Here is a 22,089-nt window from a genome sequence, read left to right on the forward strand (position 1 = left end):
GGCGCCCCCTACATGCGAATCGGCATGAGCACATGCACGACCTCCTGATTGCCGGTCCACAAAAACTGGGGATTTTGGGTACCGGTATTGAGCCAGGTGAATTCGCCCTTAACGGCATTCATGGCATCGTTCAGGTAACTCAGATTCAGGTGCACCTTCGGCCAGCTTCCGCTGCATTGCGCCTCAGCTTCGTCCTTGGTGTCGCTCTCTGTGCCCGCCGTCAGCGACAGCAGATTTTCATTGATTTCGCAGCCAAGCATCTGGGTGCCTACCGGTACAAAACTGCGCAGACGACTCAACGCAGGTGCGATATGCGCCGCGTCCAGGGTCGCGGTCACGCCGCTTACAGGAATGCGCATCACTCGTTTGTAATCCACGTATTTCACATCAAGCAGCTGCGACCGGTAGCGGCCGCAGGCGTGGACTACTTCAATGGCACTATCGCTATAGCGGAGCTCTGCGCCCTCTTCCATCAGCGCCGCAATCAGGTTTTTGAGGCTATCGCGGGGAATCGTAATAGGCCGAAAATCGGCATCGATCAGCGCGCAGGCGGCCCGGTGACCATCCGTTGCAACCACGTCATGCTCATTCAGGTGAACCCCCAGCAGCGCGGGGCGCGCGTCATGAACTGCCACCGCGTACTGCACCGTCGCAATGGCTTTGGCTAATTCCTCGGGGTCTAACACAGGCGATTTCGCCTGGCCCATCTCCTGCCCTTTGGGGAAAATATCTGCCGGCATCGACAAAATCTGAAAGCGCCGACGGCCTTGCTGCAACACGGTTTTAAACTGTTCGCTGTCGGGGCTGCCCGTGGTGCTCAAGGTGGCAGGCCCAGCCAGTCCCGTGACAGCCGCCTGCAACTTCTCGGCATGACAGGTAACACTCCCCGCCTGCTCAACACGCTCAGCGGCAATCACCACCTCGATCTCTTGAGAGAAATCCCGGCTGATCACCCGCAGCTCAGCGGGCGATTCCGTAGCGATCAACAGCACATGCTCAAGGATGTTCAAGGTGCTTCGCTTTTGCGCCAGATTGTTTTTCAGGGCGGCAGCCAGTCCCTGTGCATTCACAGTCACATTCACATTCATGTGGGGCCTCGTTATTGGAGAGAAAAGAAGTCGGTAATCGCGTGCAGAATCTGGTCTGCACTCACAATAATCTGGCGGCCATCCTTGGTGCGCAGCGTGGTGTAAAACGCACAGGTGGCGTCCACATCAATCCACACCTCACCACTGTGGCTGGCCTCTGCCAGCGCCAGCGCCGCTTCTTTGGTGGCGCGATCGGCGGTGATATCAAACGTCATCATCAGGTGCGCCTGGCAGCGCGACAGCAGCGCCTCGTTGCCTTGGCGACTGGCCAGATGCTGGCTGCGGTGTTTCAACATGTAGCTCAGGGCAGCGTTGCTGATGGTGTTATCAGGGTTAAACGGCAATACATTGCTCATGGTCGCACCTGCGTTAGTTTTTGGAGAAAAGGCCCTTGGTCACCGGGAGGTGAATGGAGGGGTCTGGCGTGGCCGACTCAGACAGCGTCCGGGTGGCCGTTAAATGGGCCACCCAAGTGTGGCCGCAAACCGGGTTCTTACAGATCAGCGTCAGCTCTCGGGTGAGCCGGGTCATTTGCTCGCTGTCACGAATGTAAGAGTCAGAAAGGCAATGGGGGCATGGCACCAGGCGGCTCATTCGGCACCCCCTGCGCGCAGCGCTTTAACGTAGTTGATGGCGCTAACGGTGGCCGACAGGGCTTCGTGCAGCTCTTTATCTGCTTTATCCAACTCGCCGGGGTCGACGCCATCCATAAGGGACACCAGTGAGCAGGCAGCATCCGCCTGCTCTTTAATCAAGTGATCCAGCGTCAATGCAGCTGCATTACTCTCGAATTGGTGAGAAACGGAAATACCAGAGGCCGCGTACACATGCCGCAAGTACTGAAGACGAAGATCCTGCGGCATTGCTGCCACAATGGCCTGCTCTAAATACCAAAGCTTATCCGGGGCGGGCTTGGCCTCCTCATAGGCTCCCAGCCAGCGCCACAGCTTTTGGGCGTGAGCGCGCATATCCCCAACCGCATCATCGCCGTGCGAAAACTCCACACCAGTGCCCGCCAGTTGCTCTTTCAAGCCAAGCTGGTCGAACTTCTCCACCACGATCTCTGCCACTAACTGGCGGTTATGGCGTGGGCTTGAAGCCCACCTATCCAGATAACGACGAATCAGTGCGAGGCGATTTTGCGTGTGATTAATTTCCATGCTTACTTCCTTCCGTGTTGATGTTTGCAACACCAACGTCTCATAGGTTTCAGAACCAGCAACTCGGAGTGCATGCGGGGTGCTTTCTTATTCATATCAAGCACTGGGAATGGCTCAGCTATTGGAAAAGTGGCATGTCGTCATCGACGGCCGCGCCCATTTCATTGAGATGTTCATGAATCAGCTTGGAGATGGATTTCTTCTCCGCTGGGTCAGTGGTGGCCTTGCGGGAACGAATCAGCTTGTCGAGCTGGGTAACGGCTTCGCCTTTGCCGCGTTTATGTGCGACACCATAGGTTTCATAGTTGTGGATGGCTTCTGCCCATTCCTCTTGGAGATTAAGAAGCTTTTGCGCCGCCTCTTCTTTACCCCGAGCCTTGATCCGATTCGTTTGGATTCGAGCCAAAAACATTCGAGATCGGCTCAATTGGAGATAAATGCTTTCTTTGGGGGGGGTAATAGATCCCCCCTCAGCCGATAAAACGGGGTCTACAAGTCGCTTAGTGCCATAAAGAATGGCGTTATCAGGCTCAAATACAGTGCGTTTTGCACCTCGCCAGTCAATTTCCGCAAGGTCTACTAGCGGCTTGAAGGGGATGTATTGCACCCCTTCGTGCTCCACTACGATCATGGTGACCCCGTGGAAGTTGATCAGACTTACTACTTTGGTTGCGTTACTCATGGTTTTCGCCTCGCTGGGTGGGTTGGTTTTCTTTTCGGACCTCAGCCAAGTGAGCGGCGATGGACTCAAGAAGTGCGAGGTCGACTGGGCTAAGAAGGCCGCTGTCATTCATTTGGAAAATGTTGAACAGTGAAGTTGGAGCTATTGAAGAGGCGCATAGCGCCGATTCGAGTTTCAGCCAAGATGGAGGTGGAACGTCGAACGCACGGCAGATATCCATAATTCTCTCAGCGCTGATCGCACCAGTTCTCTTGAACTTCGATACTGCCGACTCCGTGCAACCTAGCGCCCCGGATAAGCGCTTTTGAGTTATGCGCCTTTCTGCCAAAAGCGAGTTAATCCAACGCTTGTTGGAATCCGTCACCTCGTCGCTTCTATACTTAATGCCCGCCATTTTTCCTTCTCCTGTGATCACGTATTCAAGACAGAGCAGTCGTACTGCCTATAAGGTCGAATCAACTTGGAGTTGGGCCGAAGATGTCTGGACGAAGTTGGTGCGCGGCAACCTTCCCTGCAGTGAGGTTTTCAATTGCCTTGCATCTCGCAGCCGGAACGCTTCCACGCTTTTTCCAGCCTGATATCGCTGCTGTATCAATAGCGAGTTTCTCGGCGAGCCGGGCTTGTCCACCTACGACTTCAATTGCCTTTTCTAGCGCTTCCATTAATCCCGTCTCAATTGCTAATCTGAGATTAACACTAATATGAAGTTAAGGTAGATGTCAAGGTGAAATTAGCAAATAATCGCCGCATGCGAGATTCAAAAAACAAATACGAAGTTGAAAACCGACTGTGGCTGATTGAGGTCTTTTCGAAGGCTGCAATTAGCCAGGCTGAAGTTGCTCGCAGGATGAAACTGACCACAGCTGCGGTCTCCCGCTGGAAGAAAACCGGCCAGATCTCTGGGGAGAACATCATGATGCTGTGCAGCATCCTTGATTGTTCCCCGCCAGCCTGGTTTCAAAAGGAGAAGCTGGAAGAAGGCGCGCCAAGGTATGTGAATGCGGTCATTCAGCGCATACAAGAGCTATACGAAGCAGGTGGCCTTACTGTAGACGACCTCCTCCACCTCGAACGTATGGCCCTACACATCGCAGGCTTGCGCCAGGCGCTAGAAAAAAAAGGGTAAGAAACCGAGCATGCACGGACCGCATTTGAGTTATGTTAAATAGACTGCTTTTAGTTTCTCTCCTGATTTTTGCACCCAGCGCCTTTCCCCACGGCGGCGGACTCGACAGCAACGGCGGTCACACCAATCGCCAGACCGGCGAATACCACTGCCACCGCGCTCCCTGCACATCCGCGAAGACACAAGTTGAAAAGGCACAAACAGAGGCCGTCAGCGAAGGCCGCGAATTTTCTACTCTCTACAACCGGAAAGATTGGCCCCACTGGATCGATGCAGATAATGACTGCCAAGACACCCGTGCTGAGGTGCTGATTCGTGATAGCCAGGTGCCGGTCAAGTTCAAACGCAACAAAGGCTGCTCAGTTAGCCACGGATCGTGGCTAGACCCCTACACCGGCCAGCGTTTTGATAAAGCCTCTGATCTGGATATTGATCACATCGTGCCGCTGGCCTGGGCGCATGGTCATGGAGCCAGCGGCTGGACAAGGGCGAAGAAGCGCGCCTTTGCCAATGACATGGATAATTTGCTGGCTGTGGATGCTGGAGCCAACCGAGAGAAAGGCGCTAAGGGGCCTGATGATTGGATGCCGCCCGCGGCGGGATTTCGGTGTGAATACACGAGACGCTTTAAATCATTGGCGATCAACTATGGACTCAGAATTTATCCTACTGAAGCAAAAGCTATCAGCAAAATAATGGCTCTCTGCTACAAAAAATAGAAAGAGCTATACTCCGATCTATGTTGATCTAGCATCTTGGTCAGCACGTATCGACAACGGGGTCTAGCTCACGCTTAAAAACATGTAGTAAAATTTCACCTTTTGCCAGCAAAGGACTGACAAGGGTATGAACGCAATAGATCAACACGCTAATAAAATAAGTGAGCTGGCCGACGAGTTATGGGAAAAAACTGTTCTTTTTTGTAACAAAGTCCTTCATCACTCCCGAACGTATGGATTTACCCTGATGGACATACCGGACCCGGATGTTCATAAAATATGTGACTCATTGGAAACTGTTGTGCTTCCTGTGCTGTCAAAAATAGTAGATAGGCCTGAGCTAGCTGATGAAGACCACATTAAGATAGCGAACGTGAGGCAGTACATTTTACACATTCAAAATATAGTGCAGGCGATCCACCAAGATGATGAAGCCGCATTTATAGATGCCGTAAACGCTCTAGAAAATGAGTCATTTTTACACGTTGCGAAAAATTGAAATTTAAGCAGAAATAGTGCAAGATAGTCCTTACTAAAAAGTTATGCACAGTTTATCCACAAGCATGTGGTTGACAGGAAGCATAACACTGTCGTCAACTGGGAAATGCCAAGGAGGCAAAATATGGGTAACTATGCTGAAACCATAGAGCTTCTTAACCAAGCCATTAAGGCTATTGAAGAGCTAGACAACATGTGGAACGAGGCTGTTTCCACTGTCGCCGCCGAAGAAGAGTTACTTGCGGCATAAAAGGCTCTCAAAGAAATAGAATATTCACGAAAGCTCCCAACATAGGGGGCTTTTTTTTTGGTCAAGATCCTGACAAAAACTACCTCTTCGTGACCAACTCCACCGCCGTGACCAACCCACTGTCGCTGACGGTGTGGTTTAAGTCCTCGATCACCCAATTGTGGGCGTCGATACCCCCCTTCCACCCGCTCAGCGCCACTGGTTGGCCGTTTACCAGCTCGGGGCGGCCTGGTTCCACGGTAATGCTCATGGTGGCGTCGCCGCGCTGAATACGCGCCCACTCGGCTTTTGCCGCCTCACCCGCTTGCTGCTCATCTGGCAATGGGTCGCGAATTTGTTTGGTGTAGCCCGCCTCACCCACGGTCACGGTCTCGGTCTGGGCGGTGTCGTTGTTGTACCAGCGAGCGGTCACGCCGGTGAAGCGGCTGTTGCGGTCGGCGGTTTTGTAGCGATGGTCGGTGGTCTGGTTTTTGGTAATGGTGGCCATTGGCAAGGCCGCGCCGCTGGCAGTGGCGCCCTGCCCCTTGGGGAAAAACAACAGGTAGCCATTTTTGCTGGTGGCTACGGCGTCAAACTGTTTGCCAATGCGGTTGAGAAAGGCGCTGTCTGATTCGGCGGTTTGGTTGAGTTGCGCCAGCGCGACATCGGCCAGATCGGGGGCCACTTTCGGCGCCAGGTTGTAACGCTCAGCAATGGTCGCCACCAGCGCACCCAGGGTAGTGCCGGGCTCCCAATGGGTAGAGCGCAGGGACTTGAACTCTTCGCGGAAGTTCGCGCTGCGGGCGGTAATAATCAGCTTGTCTGGCGGCCCCGCGTGCTCCACATCGTCAACGGTAAATGTGCCCTTGTTGTGCAGGGCCTTGTCCCGGAAACCCAACTGCAGGCTGAGTACCGCGCCCTTTGGGGGAATGTTCAGGGTACCGTCACTGTCGTCCAGCTCCAGCACCAACTGGTCAGCGGTGGTGCCGCTGGCGTCGTGGAAACTCACGCTGATAATGCGCTTTTGCACCTCGGTGGCCAGGGCAAGGCCGTTGGCGGTAATAGCGGCGATGGGTGTCATGCTGTACGGGCCGTTTCAGGGTTGCCGGTGCCATTCATGGCCAGGGTGCCGATAGTGTCGGTTTCGCCGTCGTTGTTGCGATTGAGCACCACGGTAAATTCAATTTTGCGCGGGGTGCCGTCGGGGAAAAAATAGCTGGCGTTTTCCTCCACCGAGTCGATAAACCAGAAGCCCTTGTGCTCACCGTCGCCCTGCATCAGCACCCAGGCTTTACCGCTGTCGCCAAGATCGCGCAGATCCTGCAGGCGCTGGCCGTCGCCGGTAATGTCGTGGGCCAGCGTGCCACTAAGCGTAATGCGGTCTTCACCGGGGCCGGTAAATTGGTGGGCCGGACGCTCACCCAGCCGGTTATTGGCCGCCCAGCGCCATTGGGTGCTGCGTTGCAGCCGGTCATAGGCCAGCGAGTCTATGGAGAATACAAACAAGCCCAGCGACATCAGCATGGCTTAGCCCTCACGAGTGGTCCGCGTATGCCCCGCCCCGGCGGCGGGCTTTGCGGCGGTCAATTTCATCAATGGTCTTTTTCACCAGGGCATCGGCGTTTTCGCCCGGTTGCTGGTGCACGTTGATGGTGTATTGGCTGGCGTCGGTGTAGTTCTGGCCACCAGCGGCGCCAGCGGCCACCACCGGGGCTCCGCTGCTGACCGGCACGCTGGCCTTGGCTACATCGGCGCCCTTGTTACCAAACACCCAGTCGCCCACCTTGTTGCCAAACCACTCGCCACCCATGCCACCAGCAATGGCGCCTACCAGGCCGCCAATGGCGGTGCCGACAATCGGCACCACTGAGCCCAGTGCCGCACCGGCCGCACCGCCTGCCAGCGCTCCGCCCATGCCGCCAAGGTCTTTGGAAACCTCCAGCCCTTTGTTGATATTGGGGTTGTCACTCATTAGCGTGCTGCCGATCGACAGTGCACTGATACCGGCACCGATTAATCCCGCCTTAGACCCCAATCCACGGGCCAGCCCCTTCAGAGCGCCACCCTTACCGCCGCTGGCCACGACGCCCCCTAAGCCACCGGCCGCATTTTGCAAAGCGGCCCGTTTAGCGCTGACGCCCAAGCCGGAAATGGCAACACGCAGGGCCGCGATAGACACCAGTACCGGGGCAACAGCGACAGCCAATGCACCAAGCCCGCCCACCAGAATCATTGCGACTTTACCTGCTACCGGGAATCGCTCATTCAGCCAATTAACTGCGTCGAGAAGCCTGCCTGCAGCAGATGCAAGGGTATTGATGGTTGGAAGAAGTTTGTCACCAAGGTTTGCCAGCGTGTCCTGGTAATTGGATTGCAGCCGCTGAAGCCGCATTTCCGAGGTCTCCATCTGCTTGGCACGCTCTCTCTCTGCGCTGCCCAAATATTTGCTGGTATCTGCCACTTCAATCATCGCAGCGTCGTAGGCTTTCAAATTGCCCACCAACGAGTTAACTGCAGTGATAGATTCTCTACCAAACAGCATTTCGGCAATGCCGCTTCGCTCTTCTGCATCACGATCAGCTATTGCCGCCAAGACCTCACGAATAGTCCCTACAGCGTTTTCCTGCATCCGCCGTGCAATGTCGGCGGAATCAAAGCCAAGGTCTTCAAGAATAGATTGCTTCCCAGCCGCCATCTGTTCGCCGCTGCTCAACGAAAGCAGCAGGTTTTTCATGCTGGTAGCCGCGATCTCCGCGCTGGGCGCAGCTCCATCTATCACTGCAGCAAGTGCGGCAATTTGCGGTGCAGCCAAGCCAGCAGCTTTTGCTGTAGAGCCAACTCGGGTAACGATTTCCAGAATGTTCGGCGCGTTGGACGCGGAGTTGTCACCCAAGTGGTTTATGGCATCCCCCAAGACTCCAACTTGCTCCATTGTTAGATTCATGCTCGTTAGAAGCGTTGGGATTGACTCCGAAGCCTTGTCAACACTTATTCCGTAGGCAACCGAAAGTGCTTCGCTTCTCTGTGCGAACTTCAAGGCTTCTTCTGAAGAGAGGTTTATTCTCCCGCCGGCAGCGACCAACTGTGCGACAGCAGCAGCGCCCATTGGAGACTGCTTCGCCAGCTCTTTAATTTGCGAGATCAACACCGGCATATCGGCGTCTTTTACAAATTTTTCAACTTCGGTAAAGGCTGACTGACGGGATATTGCCTGTCCAGCAGGTTTCGATAGAACGCTGAGCGCGCCCCGGCCAACACGGTCCATCCCTGCCGCGACAATGGTAGTGTTAGCGGCTTTCTGCAGGGTTTCGTTGTGCTTTGATTCGGCGGCTTCCAGCTGGCCATGAGCCCTGGCCACCGCCTTTATTCTGTCTTGAGTCTGAGCGTAGGCGGCGCCCAGGCGCTTTTGTTCGGCAGCCAGCTCCCTTGTTTCGATGCCCTCTGCTTTTAGCTTCTTCCGCAGCGCCACCGACCGCTCCGCCGCAAGACGCCGCTGCTTGGTGGCTTGTTCCAAGGCCTTTTCTGCGCGCTCATGCTCACGGATCAGGGTTTTATTTTCTTTGGCCTGGCGCTTTAAATTGGCGATCTCTTTCGCATCGACTTTTACGCCACTGGCTTTCAGCTCCTGCAATTTTCGCAGATTGGCCTGGGTGATGTTCAGCTGATCGGCTTCTTTCTCCCGCGCCAGCCGCAACTGCTTGACCTTCTCCGCCGCCTGGGCAGAGGCCTCTTTGGCCTTGCTGGATGCCAGCTCATATTCTTTGAGACGGGCCACCGCTTTGCGCTGGTTGCCGATATTCTTGAGTTCGTTACCGGTGGCAGAGAGCTTTTGTGCAAGCTCGCTGTTGATGCCAGCCAGCTTTTTTGCGGGTCCACTCCACTGATCAACGATGCGAAGCGTTAGCGTGCTGTTGAGGTTATTACTCATGTGCGTTACCGGGTTCAGTTGGGGTTAGTGTTGCCGGATCGGTCCCGCGCTTTTTGCTCCCACATGACCAGATCGGCCAGGGGCATTGCCGCCATTTCTGAGGGCGGCCAGTGGAAGACGGTAGCGATATTTGCCATTGGGTCTTCCACCTGGTCGGGCAGTGGCATTCCTGCCGACCGCCCAATCAGTTCAAAAAACCAATCACCTCTTCTGCGCAGCTCACCAGGTCTTTTACATCCATGTCGGCAATTTCCATTTCTGTCAGTGCGGGATCAGTAATGCGCGGTAACACCGTGATCAGGCTGTCGACGTCGGCGTTCAGCAGCAGTGAAAGACGGCAGCCACGCAGTGCGCCGGTATTGGGCTTGCGCAGAGTGAGTTTGGTAATTTCCTGATCGCCTCGTTTTATCGGCTTTTTGAGCTGGATCTCGCCGGGATTAAGCGTCTGCTTTTGCTCTGCTTCAGGCGCTTGCTCTACGCCTGCCGGTACTACTTCTTGCGTTTTCATAAGTCGCCCCTTGTTACGCGTTTATAGACCCAGCGCATTGCGCTGGCTTGCCAGGCGGTCGGTGCCGCCCACGTTTTCGATCATGTTGATCACGTCGATTTCGATCAGCGTTTCGCCGTTCACCACATATTTGAAATAGCTGAGAGAGGCCGTGCAATTGAGCATGCCCGACTCCCCGGCTTTGTAGCCGCTGGGCAGCTCCAGGCCGCTGTAGCGCCCGCGCATAACCACTTCGATGGCATCGGTGCGGCTGGCGTCGCCGTCGCTCACAGCCGCGCCCAGAAAGCGCAGGGCCACGCCGTCTACGGTGGTTACACCGAACTGGCGAAGCACACTGGCGGCCATTTCGTGCAGGCGGAAAGACGAGGTGAGTTTGTTCATGCCCATGTCGCTATCGACCGGCGCGTTAAACCCGCCGGGGCGCATTTCTTCCATCTTGCGCTCAAGGTTGGGCAGCGTGATTTCGTCTACCCGGCCAACAAAGTTTTCACCGTCGGCAAACAGGTTAAAGTTCTTGAGTTTCTTGGGCAGCATGGTTGCTCTCCGGTGATTGAGTGGATGGCGTCAGGCGCGTTTAGGCGACCAGTTGCACCAGGTAACGGTCGGTAATGGTCTGGATGAAGGTGAGGTCTTCCAGCGGCGGCACGGGGGTGTAGTCGTAGCTGATGGTGAGCTTGCCCGCTGCCAAGGTCTCGGTGGTGTTGAGGTCGGTGTCGACGTAGGCATAGGCATCCACGATGTAGCCGCTGGCCTTGAGGCTGCGGAATTTGGCGTTGATGCCCTCCACAATCTCTTTGATCAGCACCTTGCTCATGGGCTTATCCATTGCCCACATGTGCGCCTCGGCAATGGTGTCGGCCAGAATGTCGCCAGTGCGGGCGGCAGACTCAAAGGCAAACACCGGGTCATTCGAGCAGGTGCGCGAACCCCAGAAGCGGAAGCCGCTGCTGCGGATCAGCGTGGTGATTTCGTTGCCGTTGAGGTAGTTGGCGTCGGTATTGACGTTGGTGAGGTCGAAATGCACCGACTTGGAAATGCCGGTGACGCCGTTCACCTCGATGTTGGACAGGGTTTTGTGCCAGCCCACCTCGTTGTCGGCGCGGGCGCGCACACCCAGTGCGCGGGCGGTTGAGGTGAGTGCGACCTCAGCATTCAGCGCGGTATTCCAGCCGGTGAACTCGGGCCACAGCAGCATAAGGCGCTTGGAGCCGTAGCTATCGCGGGAAGTAACAGCGGCCTCCATGGTGTCGGCGCTAATGTAGGCATAGGCAAAGGCGCGCAGGTCGTCGGCCACGCTCACCATGGCCGCAATCACGCCGGTGAGGTGATCCAGCCCCGGCACACCCAGAATGCGGGGTTTAACGCCCAGTTGGGCTTGGGCATCTTTCAGGGCCAGCAGGCCGGTGGCTTTGCCGTCTACCACCGAGCCGATCACGTTGGTGGTGGTGGCGGCATCATCAATGCCCTCTGCCACCCGCACCACTACGACCATGGCGCCAATCTGGTCAAAGATGGCGGTCATGGCGGCAGGCAAGGTGCCACGACCTTTACCGGTGCTATCCAGCAAGGCGGATTTGGCCCGGTTGCCCAGTACCAGAACGGGGGTATTCAGCGGGAAGGGTTCGTTGACGCCGCCAGACAGGGTGACTTTCGCCTCGGCAATCATTACGCCAGTGCCGTCTGAGCCGGTGGCATTGGCGGCAGTGACGAGGGCGGACGCCTCGCTGGTGATCTCGTTAATCACATCGGCGGCGGTGCTGGTCACGTCGCCCGTGCCGTCGGTGGCCAAGGTGACAGTAATGTCGTTGCCGTCTACCGCTACCGCCAGCGCTTCGTCCACTTCGCCGGTATCAATCACGGTAATGGTGACGCTGTTGCCAGCCTGACCGATCAGCGTTGATGTGAGTGCGATGGCGGTGTCTGACGCGACAACCCCAATTTGGCCGGTGGCGGCCACCGCTGGGGTGGAGTCTGGCGCGGTACCCACCAGACCAATCACCGCCGTATTTACGGTGCGGATTGGGCGCGCCCCTTCGGATTTTTCAATGATGCGGACGCCGTGGTGATATTGGTCAGACATGGTGGTCTCCAGCGATTAATGATTGCGTTACCCGCATTTTTCGCTGGTTGCCATGCGCGTTAAAGCAGCGGCAGGAGTAAAACCCCGCTATACAGCGGGGTGCGATGGTGGGCTATTGGGAAATGAGCTGTGCCACGTCGGGGTTTTGCTGCAAAAAGGCCTGCAGCTTTGCCACGGGGTCTCCGGGTTCTGCCTGGGCGGGCCGGTTGACCAGATCCCAACTGTGACCGTTCCAGCGCGGCCATTTTCCCTCGGGCACCTCGGGCGGCGGCGGTGTTTCGGTGCATCGAGCGGGCAATAAAAACTTGCCGGGTTCCAGGGGTGATTCGTCGGCTTCGGTCTCACCCTGATACAGCCCGGCAGCGTCGTGCTGATAAACAATCATGCGCAGCTCCTTTAATACTTGATGCAGGCCAGCATGGCAATATTGCGCGGGCGCGCCTCACTGCCGCCCGATGACGATGTGAGGCCCACCGATGGCGTAGCCGTTCTACCGGCAATATGAGCGTTAGCCTCGCCCCCGGTGGCACTCCTCGGCACCGGGCTATTACCGGCGGTAATGGGGCTGCTTTGCGGGTTAACTGAGCCAGTGTCTGACGTAAACGAAAAGTGGGTGTGGGCCTTGTTATCTGAGCCTTGGGCTGAGCCAAAGGACCGGCCGGAATCAATGCCGCGGCTGTCATCCCAGCCTCGCATAAACTCTCCGCGCAGATCCGGCAGCGCAAAGGTGTTAAAGCCATCGCCATTGCCAAAGGTGGTGCCGATCGCAGCAAAGAGGTTGGCATAGGCTGTGCGGCTCACCAACGCGCCGTTGGCTTTGAGCCAGCCCGTCGGCGCCGAGTTGCGGGCAAACATGCCCACCAGCCCCGGGGGTGCCTTCTGATCTGCCTCCGCTTTGCTGTACACGCTGAGGTTTGCCCGGGCGGTCGCTACGCTGGCCACATCAGACAGGTTTTTGCTCTTTTCCAGCGGCGCAGGCGCGCTGCCGGTGGGCTCGTTCTGGGCGCAGATGATCTTGGTGCCGGCGGTGTAGCTTTGGCCCAGGATGATGCGGGTTTCATCATTGGGCGCCGCCGCCTTCTGCCACTGATCGGCCCCTGCCCCCGGGTAAAGCCGTTGGCCGTCAATGTACACCGCCAGCCCCCGGGTGCTGACCACCGCCAAATCCACTTGGGTTTGGCTGTCGGCCAGGGTCTGCTCCTCTTCGATAGTGTCCACCGTGATATTGGCCACGTCGGGGTCTTCCCAGTCCACATCGCCGTCGGTGTTGGACTGCTTTCGCAGCACCTGGCCCGTAGTACCACCCGGCGTGAGCGTGGCCATCTTGATGTTATTGATGATCCACGTTTGGGTGGCCACCGCCACGTTGGGGTCGACCTGCAGAGTAATCACAGCCGTATTACTAACGGCAAATTCAACCCGCAATACCGTATCGGAAAACGCGCCATCGGCTTCGGTGGGTTTGTAGGTGTCCGGCAAGTTTCCGACAACGAACAGCCCGCCCTGGTCATCAAACACGCCAATTTCCCGCAGCGTGAACCCCCCTTCCGTGGCGGGAATAATCAGCTCTGCGGTGTAGCGGGTGTTGTCCTCCGGGTCTTGATATACCCGGTTGACCACATCACGGAAACGCTCCCGCACCAGTGTGGCCTGGCCTTCGTCGGGGTAAACCTCGTTGCCGTTGCCATCGCCCACGGCGATCTCCACCAGGTTGATGGGCTCGCCGCTCAGCTCAGCGGCGGCAAGGCGCTCCAGGGCGTAGGCGGTGTGGATTGTTTTGAAGTTTGGCATGGTAGGCTCTCTATCAGCATTTAGATTTAGATGGACAGGCCTATTGAATTCGCTAACCGCTCTTCGATTAATTCCATGTCTGCGCCGGACTTAAACGCGCCATAAATGCCAGCAGCTCCAAGGCTTGCCAATGTGTTGTAGTTTGGAGACCCAGCATTTCTTCCTAGCAAGCCTAGCACCGCAGTTCCAACCGACCCATCCCAAGATGCCGAGGCAACCTGCTCTCCATTTAGCCGCAGAAAGCAGTCAGTTGCATTCCATGATAGCGTTGCAATGTATAGCGTGCTCGGAGTAAGCAGCCCGCCTTTTAGCGTTGTGAAATTCTGGTCTCCAACTTGAGCCGCGATCTCTGTGCCGTTGAAGCCGATGGAAATCGCAGAGCTAGCGGACCCACTATAAGACCCCATAAGAACCTTAACGCCACTCAAGCTCGGAGGTGTTTTAAATCCTGCTAACAAAACACCCTGAGAAGGCGGCGTGACAGATGTCTGTAGTATATCGTTGGTCCCATCACCTTTTATCCCAGGTATCCCTGGCGCAATTTCATCGACCAAAAATAGCGGCTTCTTACTGGCGTCTACTTGTGTTGCCGTCGATCCATTCACACCCACCCAGCTTTCAACGGCGGCTTCGTCATCCAAGCCTAAACCTGATAAAGCCGTCCAAAATTCAACCAAATCCTCCTCTGGCACATAGCGTAAAAATTCCGATATATGTGGCAAATCATCATCGTTGCTGTTGACTCCAAGGGTTAACACTCGAGAATCGTAAATCGACATAGCTATTGCCTCAAAAAGGGATTAAATATTCGGATACAAGTTCTTCGGTTGTGAATCGACCGCCAATAAAATTAAGGTGGTAGCCATCCGCCCAAAGACCAAGGTTATTCATCACATCAAAACTTGCAAAAAGAGAGAACTGATCAAAATGCTCACACTTCAGTGTTTTTGCTGCATCAGCTGCCCTATCCCTGTATGACGACATCGGGTAACTGCCTGCGGCGTTGCATGCCGGCGGAGACGTAATAACAATGCCTGTTTCAGTCCGCGCAGATTTGTAGGCAGAACCCAATGACTCAAGCCCTGATCGGTAGCTTGCCAACGCGACGCCTTGGTTAAAGTCGTTGGTACCCAAACAAACTTCGACAAGATCAACGCCAATATCCTGAAGTATGTAGTGCACACTCTCATCATCAACAATGGATGCATACTGCGGCGCGGTCGCACCACTGTTCGCCATCTTTGACACCTCTATGCCGCTGATACCAGTAGCGTAGACGCCAAATAACGTTACAGTTCCGGCGTTACCAGCAGTCCTAATCTCAAGCGTGTGTGTAAATGCGGCGGAAAGCCCAGATATTTCAATTTTCGAGGTGTTGCCAGAGCCCGCTTCATTGACGGTTACCCAACTGCCACCGTCAATCCTGTAATCCCAAGTCCCATCCGTATCCAGATAGTAGGTTTTTATTGTCTCAGCTCTGATGCCAGTTATAGCGATTGTTCCAGCCTCGGTGTTGCAGTCGATGCGATGACCATCTGGGCCAAATAACCCTGTTTTGGCATCGGTGCTAATATCAACCAGGTCAAAGTTGCTGCGAGCGACTGTCACGCCATTTAACGGCTTGCGTGATGTAAGGCCTTCGGTCGTGTCAGTGGATGAAACCGGAATCCAGCCGTCAGCACCCTGGCCATAAACCGCATACAACCGATCTGCTATGCGCTGAGGTATTAGCCATCGCTCGCGCCAAGAATCACCAGTAAGCGCAAGCTTTATTATATTTCCGGCGCCCTCTATTGCTTTCGCAATCGCGGTTTTATACGCGTACAGACTGGCACCTCTAATAGATTTCTCTGGGGAAATAACATTAGGAGATTTTCCATAATAGTAAGCCACCCCGCCTTGGTATCGAAAGATGACCTTTTTGTCTGCGGTTAAAATTGAAAAGTCCGGATAGCCAACTTCTCCTTTATCAAGTATTAAGCCCTTTCCCAACAACCAACTTTCAACGAAATCCATCAGTCCGCCAGAAAGCCCCTTTGCTGAAAGCATATTTCCTTCAAGCCACAAAGGAACCCGACCGTCGAGGAATTTAAACAAAGGGATTTTCGTAGAGCTAACAGAGTGGTTTGCAAAAACGGCTTTTATGAGAGAGTCAGACTGTATAATCCATTCATCTTCGGTATACGCCGCGCCGTTGTTGTTGATGTAGTATCTGGCGGCACCAGTCCCATCATTTAAAGGCACCACATACAGTTCGCCACTAGGCCGGTTTTGCAATAATACAGGCGTTACATCACCCCCAGTAAATCCTGGCACAGCCGAAAAATCGAAAGATGCTGAACTATAGTTTCCGCCCTTGCTCTGTACTAGCATAGCGATCAAGGCGCCGCCAGAGAATATTGCGCGATAAAGCGCCCCATCACCGTCACCTATTACAGGGATGTTGTACTGGCCGTCAGTAGCACCGTTACCGGCATTGTTAATAACAGCCCCGCCTACACCATAGCTATGAGCGATCGCAGTGCTCTCATAAACATGGCCTGCAGCAGCGGCTTGAAGGGCTGATAATTGGGCTTTATCCCTAGATAAAATAGTTTCACCCATAGCAAGTTCTGCGGCCGCTTTGCTGGCTTCTGCAGAAGTCGCCGCCGCCAACAGCGCAGGCGTATCAACAATACTCACCCGTATCCGATAGTCCCGCAGGCTGCTTTTAAACCGCAGGTCATACACGCCATTGGGGCCTGCAAACTGCACCAGCCCGTCTTTATCCGCCTGAAAGGGATTGTCGATGGGGTTGCCGTTTTTATCGGTCAGCCCGCTTACCAGGTTGCTGGTGCCCGCTTCGTAGAGGTAAGCCGTGCAAAAGGGAATCGGTTTATTTTCTGCGGTGAAGGCGAAGTAATTTTTAACTTCCATTTCAGGCCTCGGTGACGGGCACAACCAACTCGTTGATGACAACGATGGGGTCGGCGTATTGATTGACGGTGACTTCATGGCCGCTGTTGCTGGCGGTGGCGAACGCGGGCTGGTTGCGGCTGATCACAATGGAGATGATTTCATTCAGGTGTGAGCGCAGGCTTTTGGCGCTGTCGACCACGGCCAGAATCTTGTCGATATCTTCAAAGCGGATGCCGGTCTGGTCGGTTTCAAAAATCAGGTTGAACGTATAAGGGTCGCCGGGTGGGTCTTGGTTGAACCACTCCTGCACCTTCACGCCAAGTCCAATGGCATTGAGGGCGCGCTTGACGGCGCCGATGCTGCCCTTGCGGCGGTGCACACCCAACGACGCTTTAATGGCGGCGCGCTTTTGGGCATCTGTCCAGTTGGCATCCCAGGCATCTACCGAGGCGGCGCTGGCCAACCAGGGCAAGAGCGCATAGGGGCAGGTGTCGGGGTTCCAGACCTCCCGCATGACCACCGGCACTTCACCGATCCGGGCGGTGACGGCTTCCAGCGCTAGCTCATAGTCGCTTGCGTTTTTGGGCAGCAGGCTGGTATCAGACACCGGCTTCGCCCTCCACGGTGATATCAAAGGCGGTGCAATACGCGGCCTCGCCGGTGTCGATGGCGACATCGGCGACGGGCTGGACCAGATCAACTGACTGAACTCCAGGCTGGTGCAGGGCGGCATATACGGCAGACAATTTAATGTCGTAGCCCAGCTTATGGATGCTGTCGGCGTAGGCCTGGGCGGCGGCAATGGCGTTGGCCTGCACTACCATGGCATCGGGGCCGGGGTAGATGGTGAGCACGGCCTCGATGGCGTAGGTGGTGATGGTGGCCGACAGCACAGTGACGTTATCAGTCATGGGCCGCTTGTCTTCGTCATTCAGTGCCGCGTCTACCGTCTCGATCAAGCCGCTGTCGGCAGTGCCGTCACCCGTGCGGCTGAGAACATACACAGTCACTTCGCCGGGGGTTGGGCTTTCGGCGTCGGCGTCTTTAACGCTGGCGTCGGCGTTCAGAGTGAGCGCCACGTAACTGCCCCGGCTGCCTGCCGTGGTCAGGGCTTCGTCAGCCAGTTGCACCCGGCGGCGCAGGTCGGCGTCTGACTCATAGGTGGGCGGCACAGGCGGGATGGCGTTGGGGTTGCCGGGGTCGAGCACAAAACGGGTGAGCTCTTTATTGGCAGCGATCTGATCCAGATCTGATCCGCTGGCATAGGCCAGCATAATGGCTCGGGCACCGTCGTTAACCCGCTGGCGGATGTTCAGCTCACGGGCAGCGGCCACCTCCAGAATTTTATAGGCCGGGTCTGATTCCACATTGGCGTCAAAATCCGGGTGGCGGGCGCGCATGTCGGCAATCATTTCTGCCAGGATGGTTTCGTAGTCCAGGGGCTGGACCACATTGGGCGGTGGCAACTGCGACAGGTCGATGGCGGAAAATGTGGTGGTCATTACAGCGGCACTCCCGTCAGCACTTGCTGGCCTGATTCATCAATGCCCTCAACGTGCAGCTCAAATTTGCCGGTATCCGCCTGGCCAAAGCGGGTCTTGGTGAGCGTAAATCGCGGCTCCCACTTGGCTATGGCGTGGGCCGTGGCGGCAAACAGCCGCAGTTTGGTCGCGGGGTTGAGGGGCTGGTCGATCAATAGCGGCACCAGACTGCCGTAGTCCCGGCGCATTACCCGAGAGCCCACTGGCGTAGTGAGGATGTCGGCAATGGATTGGCGAAGGTGCTCTGCCCCGCTCAGCGCTTTGCCGGTTTTTGCGTTTACGCCATTCACTGCTGTTGCCCCGGTTTGCCGGTATTCGGTGAGCCGATGGGGTGATCGTGGTCGTTGTAAATGGTGCGATCGTCGGCCATGGAGCGGGTGCCGTCGGACACATCGCCGTCGGCATGGACACTGCCAGCGGCGGCCATGTCGTCGTCGGTGGTGATGGCACCGGCGCTGTGAGTGGTGCCGTTGATGGTGACGTTACCGTCTATTTCGGTGTCGCCGACAATGTGCAGGCCGCCGTCGGTAACCAGTTCGGTGGTCGCACCTTCTGGCAGCGTGACGGATAAATGCTGGTTGCCGTGGTGGTAGCTGAACACGGCGCCATCGGGCATTACGCTCACGGTTTCGTCGGGGTCGGTGCTGGGGGCGGGCTTGGCGGCGCTGTATAAACCCGGCAGGGCCACCGCGTTGCCGGGGTCACCCGAGGGGCACAACAGCATGACCTGTTCGCCTACGTCGAGTTGGGACCAGCTCCTTTCATCCGCGGCGCGGCTTGCCAGCCACTTGATAGGCGGGGTGAGATTGTTGGCATCACCGCCAATGGCAACCCGGCAAAAGATGCCGTCCACCGAGTGCACAATGCCCAAGGTGAGTAAATTGGCGATGCGGCGCTGCAGGTCGCTGATGAGTTCGAGTTCGGTCATGGCTGTGATTGTTGATGATTTATGCGCGCGCGTAGTGGCTGCGGCGGTGTAACGGGCGGGTTTACGGCTTGGCGGGGTATTTTATGGGGCGGTTTTTACCGCCCAGAAAGGTGCTTGCTAACCAGGGTGTCGATGTGGCTCATGTCGGCGTCTGATAGACCCAGCAGCTCCCGCTGGGCGTATTTCACCAGCGGCCCGCCCTGTTCTACCTCGGCAATAAGACCGTGCTGGTGCACCTCGGCAATAGCGGCCACCCGGCCCCGGAAGCCCACGGCGGCCTCGTTGGCGCTGGCCCGGTAGCGCAGGTGCTTGCGGGTGCGGATGCGGGCAAACATGGCACGGCGACGAATGCCGGGCTTCTGCACGCGGCTTTTGCGAGGCTCAAAGGCGGTGCCGTCGGGGTTTTGCTGGGCGGCAATGCGCTGGCTTTGCGACTGGCGCAAATACAGGGCGATATCGCGCATAAGCTGTCGGCGGCTGGCCGGTGACAGTGGCGCCAGGGTGGCGCTGAGCCAGTCGTTGAGGGTGGCGTCGGTATATTCGGCGGCCACTATTCGCCCCTGGCAACCCAGTCGGCCACGGGGTCAGGATCGGGCGGGATGTAAAGCTCCCACTCCCCCGCACTGAGCGGCACAACATCGATGGGCGCAACGCCGTTGTGTACCAGCTGGATGCCGCCCTCGACTTCGTTGGCGCCCACCAGTTCTTCCAACCGCACGATGATTTCTACATCGGTTTTTTTGTGGTCGATGATGTCGGCATTAAAGCGGATGGCGTTGGCCTGGTGGTTGGCGTTATTGGCCTTGAGCCAGTTGAGCACAATGTAAAACAGCATGTCGGGGGCTTTGCCGTAATCCACCACTATGATGTTGGCGTCGTAGCGGATGGCAAAATGGTGGTTGGTGTCGCCCTGATGGCTGACGATTTCGCCGTCTTTGGCAAAGGTGACCAGGTTGTCGGCCTTGACGCCGAGCGGACTGGTAAGGATGTGTTTGCGCAGGGCGGCGAGTAATTCCATTACGGGGCCATCACACCTTTGATGCCGGAGATCACACCCAGTGATATGGCCGACACGATTCCAGAGATAACAAACCCCCAAATGGTGATGCGGGTAAACTTGCTGACTGACTCGGTGGCACGGCGCTGGGTGTCCAGGTAAAGCATATTGCGCTGGATATCCATGGGGTTTTCCATGTCGAAACCCAGCGATTTAAGGGTGTCTTGCACGGCCTTGGCGGCGGCTTTGTCGGCCAGCTCCTGGATTTCTTCCTTGCTGAAATCGCTCATTTGCCACGGCCCCGCAACAGGGACTCTCCCGCCCCGCCTAAAAAATAAAACGCGACGATTGCCAGCACTATGCTGCCCATATCGCCGGACAGCAACTCAATTTGCTCTTCTACGCTGGTAAAAAACGAGGCCAGAAAGGTTATCAGCCAGCCGAACGCATAGGGGATGCCAAAAATCATCGCGAGAAGGCGCTGGGCGAGTTTGAATGGCTCGTAGAGCTTGAGCAGGATGGCAAAGCGCTCTGACTTTTCTTCGTCGGTGAACACCAGCTTGTCGACGCCGTTGTATACACCATCTACAGCTTTGCCAACCACCTCGTCGCTGCCGAACAACTTGGAGAACAGCTTAATGGCCATCGTGTGGCTCCTTGATACCGGGATTGATGTTAGCGATGCCCAGGCCGTAGCACTCGATGGCGCGACGAAACCAGCCAAGGCCAAACCGGCCATAGGCCGACAAGGGAACATAGTGCTGGAGCCGGAAGGCGGTTATGTCGCGGATGACGGTCTCGGGCCTTGCACGTTGCACGGCTGCCAGTGTTTTGGGGCCAAACAGGCCGTCTTGCTTAGCGCCCAATGCCCGCTGAAGCCAACGGATGGCATCGCCGGGGCCACTAGGGATGGCGGCATCGAACAGCACGATGTCTATTCCACTGGGCAATTCATCACAGCGGCAAATCTGCCAGAATTCGCGGCGGTAGAAGTCAACCGCATCGTCCCAGCTTGGCGGGCCGTTTTCCCACATGGCGGGGTGGTACACGCTGCTGATGCCATAGCGGGTTTTGCCGCCGGGGTCGGCGGGATCGTCAGCGTCGACCCCCTCTTTCAGCATTGAGAAGGTGAACGCGACTTTGTAGTTATCGCGGGTTAATCCCATACGTTTATTCCCTGCGCCTGTGCGCGTTGGGGTGTGTCTGGGAGGGTGATGAGTAAGCCGCTGGGCAGTATTGAGCCATAATCCGCCAGACGTGGATTCAGTTCGTACAGTTGCTCGGTGACGCCAGCGGTGCGACCCAGCTCCCGGTAGCAGATCAGGTCGGCGGTGTCGCCCTGCAGGGTGCGGATCTGGCGCATTAGATCAGCTCCACCACGGTGCCGGGCTGGCCCATAATGGCCCGCACGTTGCGGCGAGCCTCGCGCTTGAAGTCGTCAATGGGCTGGCTGAGTTCGTCGGCCTTGTTGTGACCGGCGGCGGTGCTGTCAAAGTCGCGCATGTGCTCTACCACGCGGGCTTTGGCGAGGTGGAACACGGCAGACTGGTAGAGTTTTTCTTGATGGTTAACGGCCTGTTCGTCCTCGCCATAGACGGTGTCTTTGGTGGCGGCCAGGGTGGCATTGCCCAGTTCAATTTGCGCGGCAGACCACACGGCCAGGCTGTTGTTCACTTCCATGAGTGAGAGCTGCAGGGCCATGTTGATGCGCTCGGTAGACACGGTGGTGTCTACATCCATGGCATCGCGGAAAAGCGACGGGCTGACGGGTGGAAAAAAGGGGATGTTGGGCAGGTCGGGCTCGTTGCTGGGGGATGCTTGGCCGCTGGGGATAAAACTGCCCATTATCTCACCTATGTTGATGTGCCCAGTGCGTTAAGAAGCGCCCGGCTTTCAGCTTTGACCAATTTCAAAAC

33 protein-coding genes are annotated in these 22,089 nt (G+C 56.4%); 4 read left to right on the top strand and 29 right to left on the bottom strand.

Annotation, left to right across the window (positions count from 1 at the left end):
- Positions 1-8: 8 nt before the first annotated feature.
- The 7 genes from G411_RS0100775 to G411_RS22555 form a co-directional block, all read right to left on the bottom strand.
- Positions 9-1,088 carry a DNA polymerase III subunit beta gene (locus G411_RS0100775; protein WP_022957257.1) on the bottom strand — a complete coding sequence of 360 codons (1,080 nt, stop codon included), beginning with the start codon at positions 1,086-1,088 and terminating at the stop codon, positions 9-11.
- A gap of 11 nt (positions 1,089-1,099) precedes the next feature.
- Complete coding sequence (locus G411_RS0100780) at positions 1,100-1,444, bottom strand: hypothetical protein (protein WP_022957258.1); 345 nt, start codon at positions 1,442-1,444, stop codon at positions 1,100-1,102.
- Positions 1,445-1,457: 13 nt separating this feature from the next.
- Positions 1,458-1,682, bottom strand: coding sequence for an Ogr/Delta-like zinc finger protein (locus G411_RS22550; RefSeq protein ID WP_157581074.1), 225 nt, complete (start codon positions 1,680-1,682; stop codon positions 1,458-1,460).
- A complete protein-coding gene (locus G411_RS0100785) occupies positions 1,679-2,248 on the bottom strand; it encodes a hypothetical protein (protein ID WP_022957259.1) in 570 nt (189 codons plus the stop codon). The genes G411_RS22550 and G411_RS0100785 overlap by 4 nt, the downstream gene beginning before the upstream one ends.
- Before the next feature lie 118 nt (positions 2,249-2,366).
- Positions 2,367-2,930 (bottom strand): phage antirepressor N-terminal domain-containing protein, encoded by a 564-nt coding sequence (locus tag G411_RS0100790; RefSeq protein ID WP_022957260.1) that lies wholly within the window; start codon positions 2,928-2,930, stop codon positions 2,367-2,369.
- Positions 2,923-3,324, bottom strand: coding sequence for a helix-turn-helix domain-containing protein (locus tag G411_RS0100795; RefSeq protein ID WP_022957261.1), 402 nt, complete (start codon positions 3,322-3,324; stop codon positions 2,923-2,925). Before G411_RS0100795 ends, G411_RS0100790 begins: the two co-directional genes overlap by 8 nt.
- A gap of 61 nt (positions 3,325-3,385) precedes the next feature.
- A complete protein-coding gene (locus G411_RS22555; RefSeq protein ID WP_022957262.1) occupies positions 3,386-3,592 on the bottom strand; it encodes a transcriptional regulator in 207 nt (68 codons plus the stop codon).
- A gap of 62 nt (positions 3,593-3,654) precedes the next feature.
- Between G411_RS22555 and G411_RS0100800 the strand changes: the two genes are divergently transcribed.
- The 4 genes from G411_RS0100800 (at position 3,655) to G411_RS22490 (ending at position 5,523) form a co-directional block, all read left to right on the top strand.
- Positions 3,655-4,056 (top strand): helix-turn-helix domain-containing protein, encoded by a 402-nt coding sequence (locus tag G411_RS0100800; RefSeq protein WP_157581076.1) that lies wholly within the window; start codon positions 3,655-3,657, stop codon positions 4,054-4,056.
- Between the two features lie 32 nt (positions 4,057-4,088).
- Positions 4,089-4,775 carry an HNH endonuclease gene (locus G411_RS0100805; protein ID WP_022957264.1) on the top strand — a complete coding sequence of 229 codons (687 nt, stop codon included), beginning with the start codon at positions 4,089-4,091 and terminating at the stop codon, positions 4,773-4,775.
- 127 nt (positions 4,776-4,902) lie between these two features.
- The gene (locus G411_RS0100810; protein WP_022957265.1) at positions 4,903-5,274 is read left to right on the top strand and encodes a hypothetical protein; all 372 of its coding nucleotides are present in this window, start codon (positions 4,903-4,905) and stop codon (positions 5,272-5,274) included.
- Between the two features lie 123 nt (positions 5,275-5,397).
- Positions 5,398-5,523, top strand: a complete 126-nt coding sequence (locus G411_RS22490; protein WP_022957266.1) for a hypothetical protein — start codon at positions 5,398-5,400, stop codon at positions 5,521-5,523.
- A 79-nt stretch (positions 5,524-5,602) separates the two neighbouring features.
- Here G411_RS22490 and G411_RS0100820 read toward each other — a convergent pair whose 3' ends face one another.
- The 22 genes from G411_RS0100820 to G411_RS0100925 form a co-directional block, all read right to left on the bottom strand.
- The gene (locus G411_RS0100820) at positions 5,603-6,583 is read right to left on the bottom strand and encodes a contractile injection system protein, VgrG/Pvc8 family (RefSeq protein ID WP_022957267.1); all 981 of its coding nucleotides are present in this window, start codon (positions 6,581-6,583) and stop codon (positions 5,603-5,605) included.
- Positions 6,580-7,026, bottom strand: a complete 447-nt coding sequence (locus G411_RS0100825; RefSeq protein WP_022957268.1) for a phage tail protein — start codon at positions 7,024-7,026, stop codon at positions 6,580-6,582. Before G411_RS0100825 ends, G411_RS0100820 begins: the two co-directional genes overlap by 4 nt.
- Positions 7,027-7,036: 10 nt before the next feature.
- On the bottom strand, positions 7,037-9,430 hold the full coding sequence (locus tag G411_RS0100830; protein WP_022957269.1) for a phage tail tape measure protein: 2,394 nt from the start codon (positions 9,428-9,430) through the stop codon (positions 7,037-7,039).
- Positions 9,431-9,444: 14 nt separating this feature from the next.
- A complete protein-coding gene (locus tag G411_RS21235; RefSeq protein WP_022957270.1) occupies positions 9,445-9,597 on the bottom strand; it encodes a GpE family phage tail protein in 153 nt (50 codons plus the stop codon).
- A 17-nt stretch (positions 9,598-9,614) separates the two neighbouring features.
- On the bottom strand, positions 9,615-9,938 hold the full coding sequence (locus G411_RS18810; RefSeq protein WP_022957271.1) for a phage tail assembly protein: 324 nt from the start codon (positions 9,936-9,938) through the stop codon (positions 9,615-9,617).
- Positions 9,939-9,959: 21 nt separating this feature from the next.
- Positions 9,960-10,472 carry a phage major tail tube protein gene (locus tag G411_RS0100845; RefSeq protein WP_022957272.1) on the bottom strand — a complete coding sequence of 171 codons (513 nt, stop codon included), beginning with the start codon at positions 10,470-10,472 and terminating at the stop codon, positions 9,960-9,962.
- A gap of 40 nt (positions 10,473-10,512) precedes the next feature.
- Positions 10,513-12,018 (bottom strand): phage tail sheath subtilisin-like domain-containing protein, encoded by a 1,506-nt coding sequence (locus tag G411_RS18815; RefSeq protein ID WP_022957273.1) that lies wholly within the window; start codon positions 12,016-12,018, stop codon positions 10,513-10,515.
- A gap of 112 nt (positions 12,019-12,130) precedes the next feature.
- A complete protein-coding gene (locus tag G411_RS0100855) occupies positions 12,131-12,403 on the bottom strand; it encodes a hypothetical protein (RefSeq protein ID WP_022957274.1) in 273 nt (90 codons plus the stop codon).
- An 11-nt stretch (positions 12,404-12,414) separates the two neighbouring features.
- Positions 12,415-13,809 (bottom strand): phage tail-collar fiber domain-containing protein, encoded by a 1,395-nt coding sequence (locus G411_RS0100860; RefSeq protein ID WP_022957275.1) that lies wholly within the window; start codon positions 13,807-13,809, stop codon positions 12,415-12,417.
- A 26-nt stretch (positions 13,810-13,835) separates the two neighbouring features.
- Positions 13,836-14,588, bottom strand: coding sequence for a hypothetical protein (locus tag G411_RS0100865; RefSeq protein ID WP_022957276.1), 753 nt, complete (start codon positions 14,586-14,588; stop codon positions 13,836-13,838).
- A gap of 10 nt (positions 14,589-14,598) precedes the next feature.
- On the bottom strand, positions 14,599-16,725 hold the full coding sequence (locus G411_RS0100870; RefSeq protein ID WP_022957277.1) for an SGNH/GDSL hydrolase family protein: 2,127 nt from the start codon (positions 16,723-16,725) through the stop codon (positions 14,599-14,601).
- A gap of 1 nt (position 16,726) precedes the next feature.
- Positions 16,727-17,314: a phage tail protein I gene (locus tag G411_RS0100875; RefSeq protein WP_022957278.1), complete on the bottom strand. Its 588-nt coding sequence runs from the start codon at positions 17,312-17,314 to the stop codon at positions 16,727-16,729.
- Entirely contained in the window at positions 17,307-18,209 is a 903-nt protein-coding gene (locus G411_RS0100880; protein WP_022957279.1) for a baseplate assembly protein, read from the bottom strand. Before G411_RS0100880 ends, G411_RS0100875 begins: the two co-directional genes overlap by 8 nt.
- Positions 18,209-18,538 carry a GPW/gp25 family protein gene (locus G411_RS0100885; protein ID WP_022957280.1) on the bottom strand — a complete coding sequence of 110 codons (330 nt, stop codon included), beginning with the start codon at positions 18,536-18,538 and terminating at the stop codon, positions 18,209-18,211. Before G411_RS0100885 ends, G411_RS0100880 begins: the two co-directional genes overlap by 1 nt.
- Positions 18,535-19,176, bottom strand: a complete 642-nt coding sequence (locus tag G411_RS18820; RefSeq protein ID WP_022957281.1) for a phage baseplate assembly protein V — start codon at positions 19,174-19,176, stop codon at positions 18,535-18,537. Before G411_RS18820 ends, G411_RS0100885 begins: the two co-directional genes overlap by 4 nt.
- A gap of 95 nt (positions 19,177-19,271) precedes the next feature.
- Positions 19,272-19,727, bottom strand: coding sequence for a phage virion morphogenesis protein (locus tag G411_RS0100895; protein WP_022957282.1), 456 nt, complete (start codon positions 19,725-19,727; stop codon positions 19,272-19,274).
- Entirely contained in the window at positions 19,727-20,194 is a 468-nt protein-coding gene (locus G411_RS0100900) for a phage tail protein (protein WP_022957283.1), read from the bottom strand. The genes G411_RS0100895 and G411_RS0100900 overlap by 1 nt, the downstream gene beginning before the upstream one ends.
- Positions 20,194-20,463 (bottom strand): hypothetical protein, encoded by a 270-nt coding sequence (locus G411_RS0100905; protein ID WP_022957284.1) that lies wholly within the window; start codon positions 20,461-20,463, stop codon positions 20,194-20,196. Before G411_RS0100905 ends, G411_RS0100900 begins: the two co-directional genes overlap by 1 nt.
- On the bottom strand, positions 20,460-20,819 hold the full coding sequence (locus G411_RS21240) for a hypothetical protein (protein WP_022957285.1): 360 nt from the start codon (positions 20,817-20,819) through the stop codon (positions 20,460-20,462). Before G411_RS21240 ends, G411_RS0100905 begins: the two co-directional genes overlap by 4 nt.
- Positions 20,809-21,339: a glycoside hydrolase family 108 protein gene (locus G411_RS21245; protein ID WP_022957286.1), complete on the bottom strand. Its 531-nt coding sequence runs from the start codon at positions 21,337-21,339 to the stop codon at positions 20,809-20,811. The genes G411_RS21240 and G411_RS21245 overlap by 11 nt, the downstream gene beginning before the upstream one ends.
- Positions 21,330-21,536: a tail protein X gene (locus G411_RS0100920; RefSeq protein ID WP_022957287.1), complete on the bottom strand. Its 207-nt coding sequence runs from the start codon at positions 21,534-21,536 to the stop codon at positions 21,330-21,332. Before G411_RS0100920 ends, G411_RS21245 begins: the two co-directional genes overlap by 10 nt.
- A complete protein-coding gene (locus G411_RS0100925) occupies positions 21,536-22,018 on the bottom strand; it encodes a head completion/stabilization protein (protein WP_022957288.1) in 483 nt (160 codons plus the stop codon). Before G411_RS0100925 ends, G411_RS0100920 begins: the two co-directional genes overlap by 1 nt.
- Positions 22,019-22,089 lie beyond the last annotated feature (71 nt).

This window comes from Spongiibacter tropicus DSM 19543 (assembly GCF_000420325.1).
Classification (GTDB): domain Bacteria; phylum Pseudomonadota; class Gammaproteobacteria; order Pseudomonadales; family Spongiibacteraceae; genus Spongiibacter; species Spongiibacter tropicus.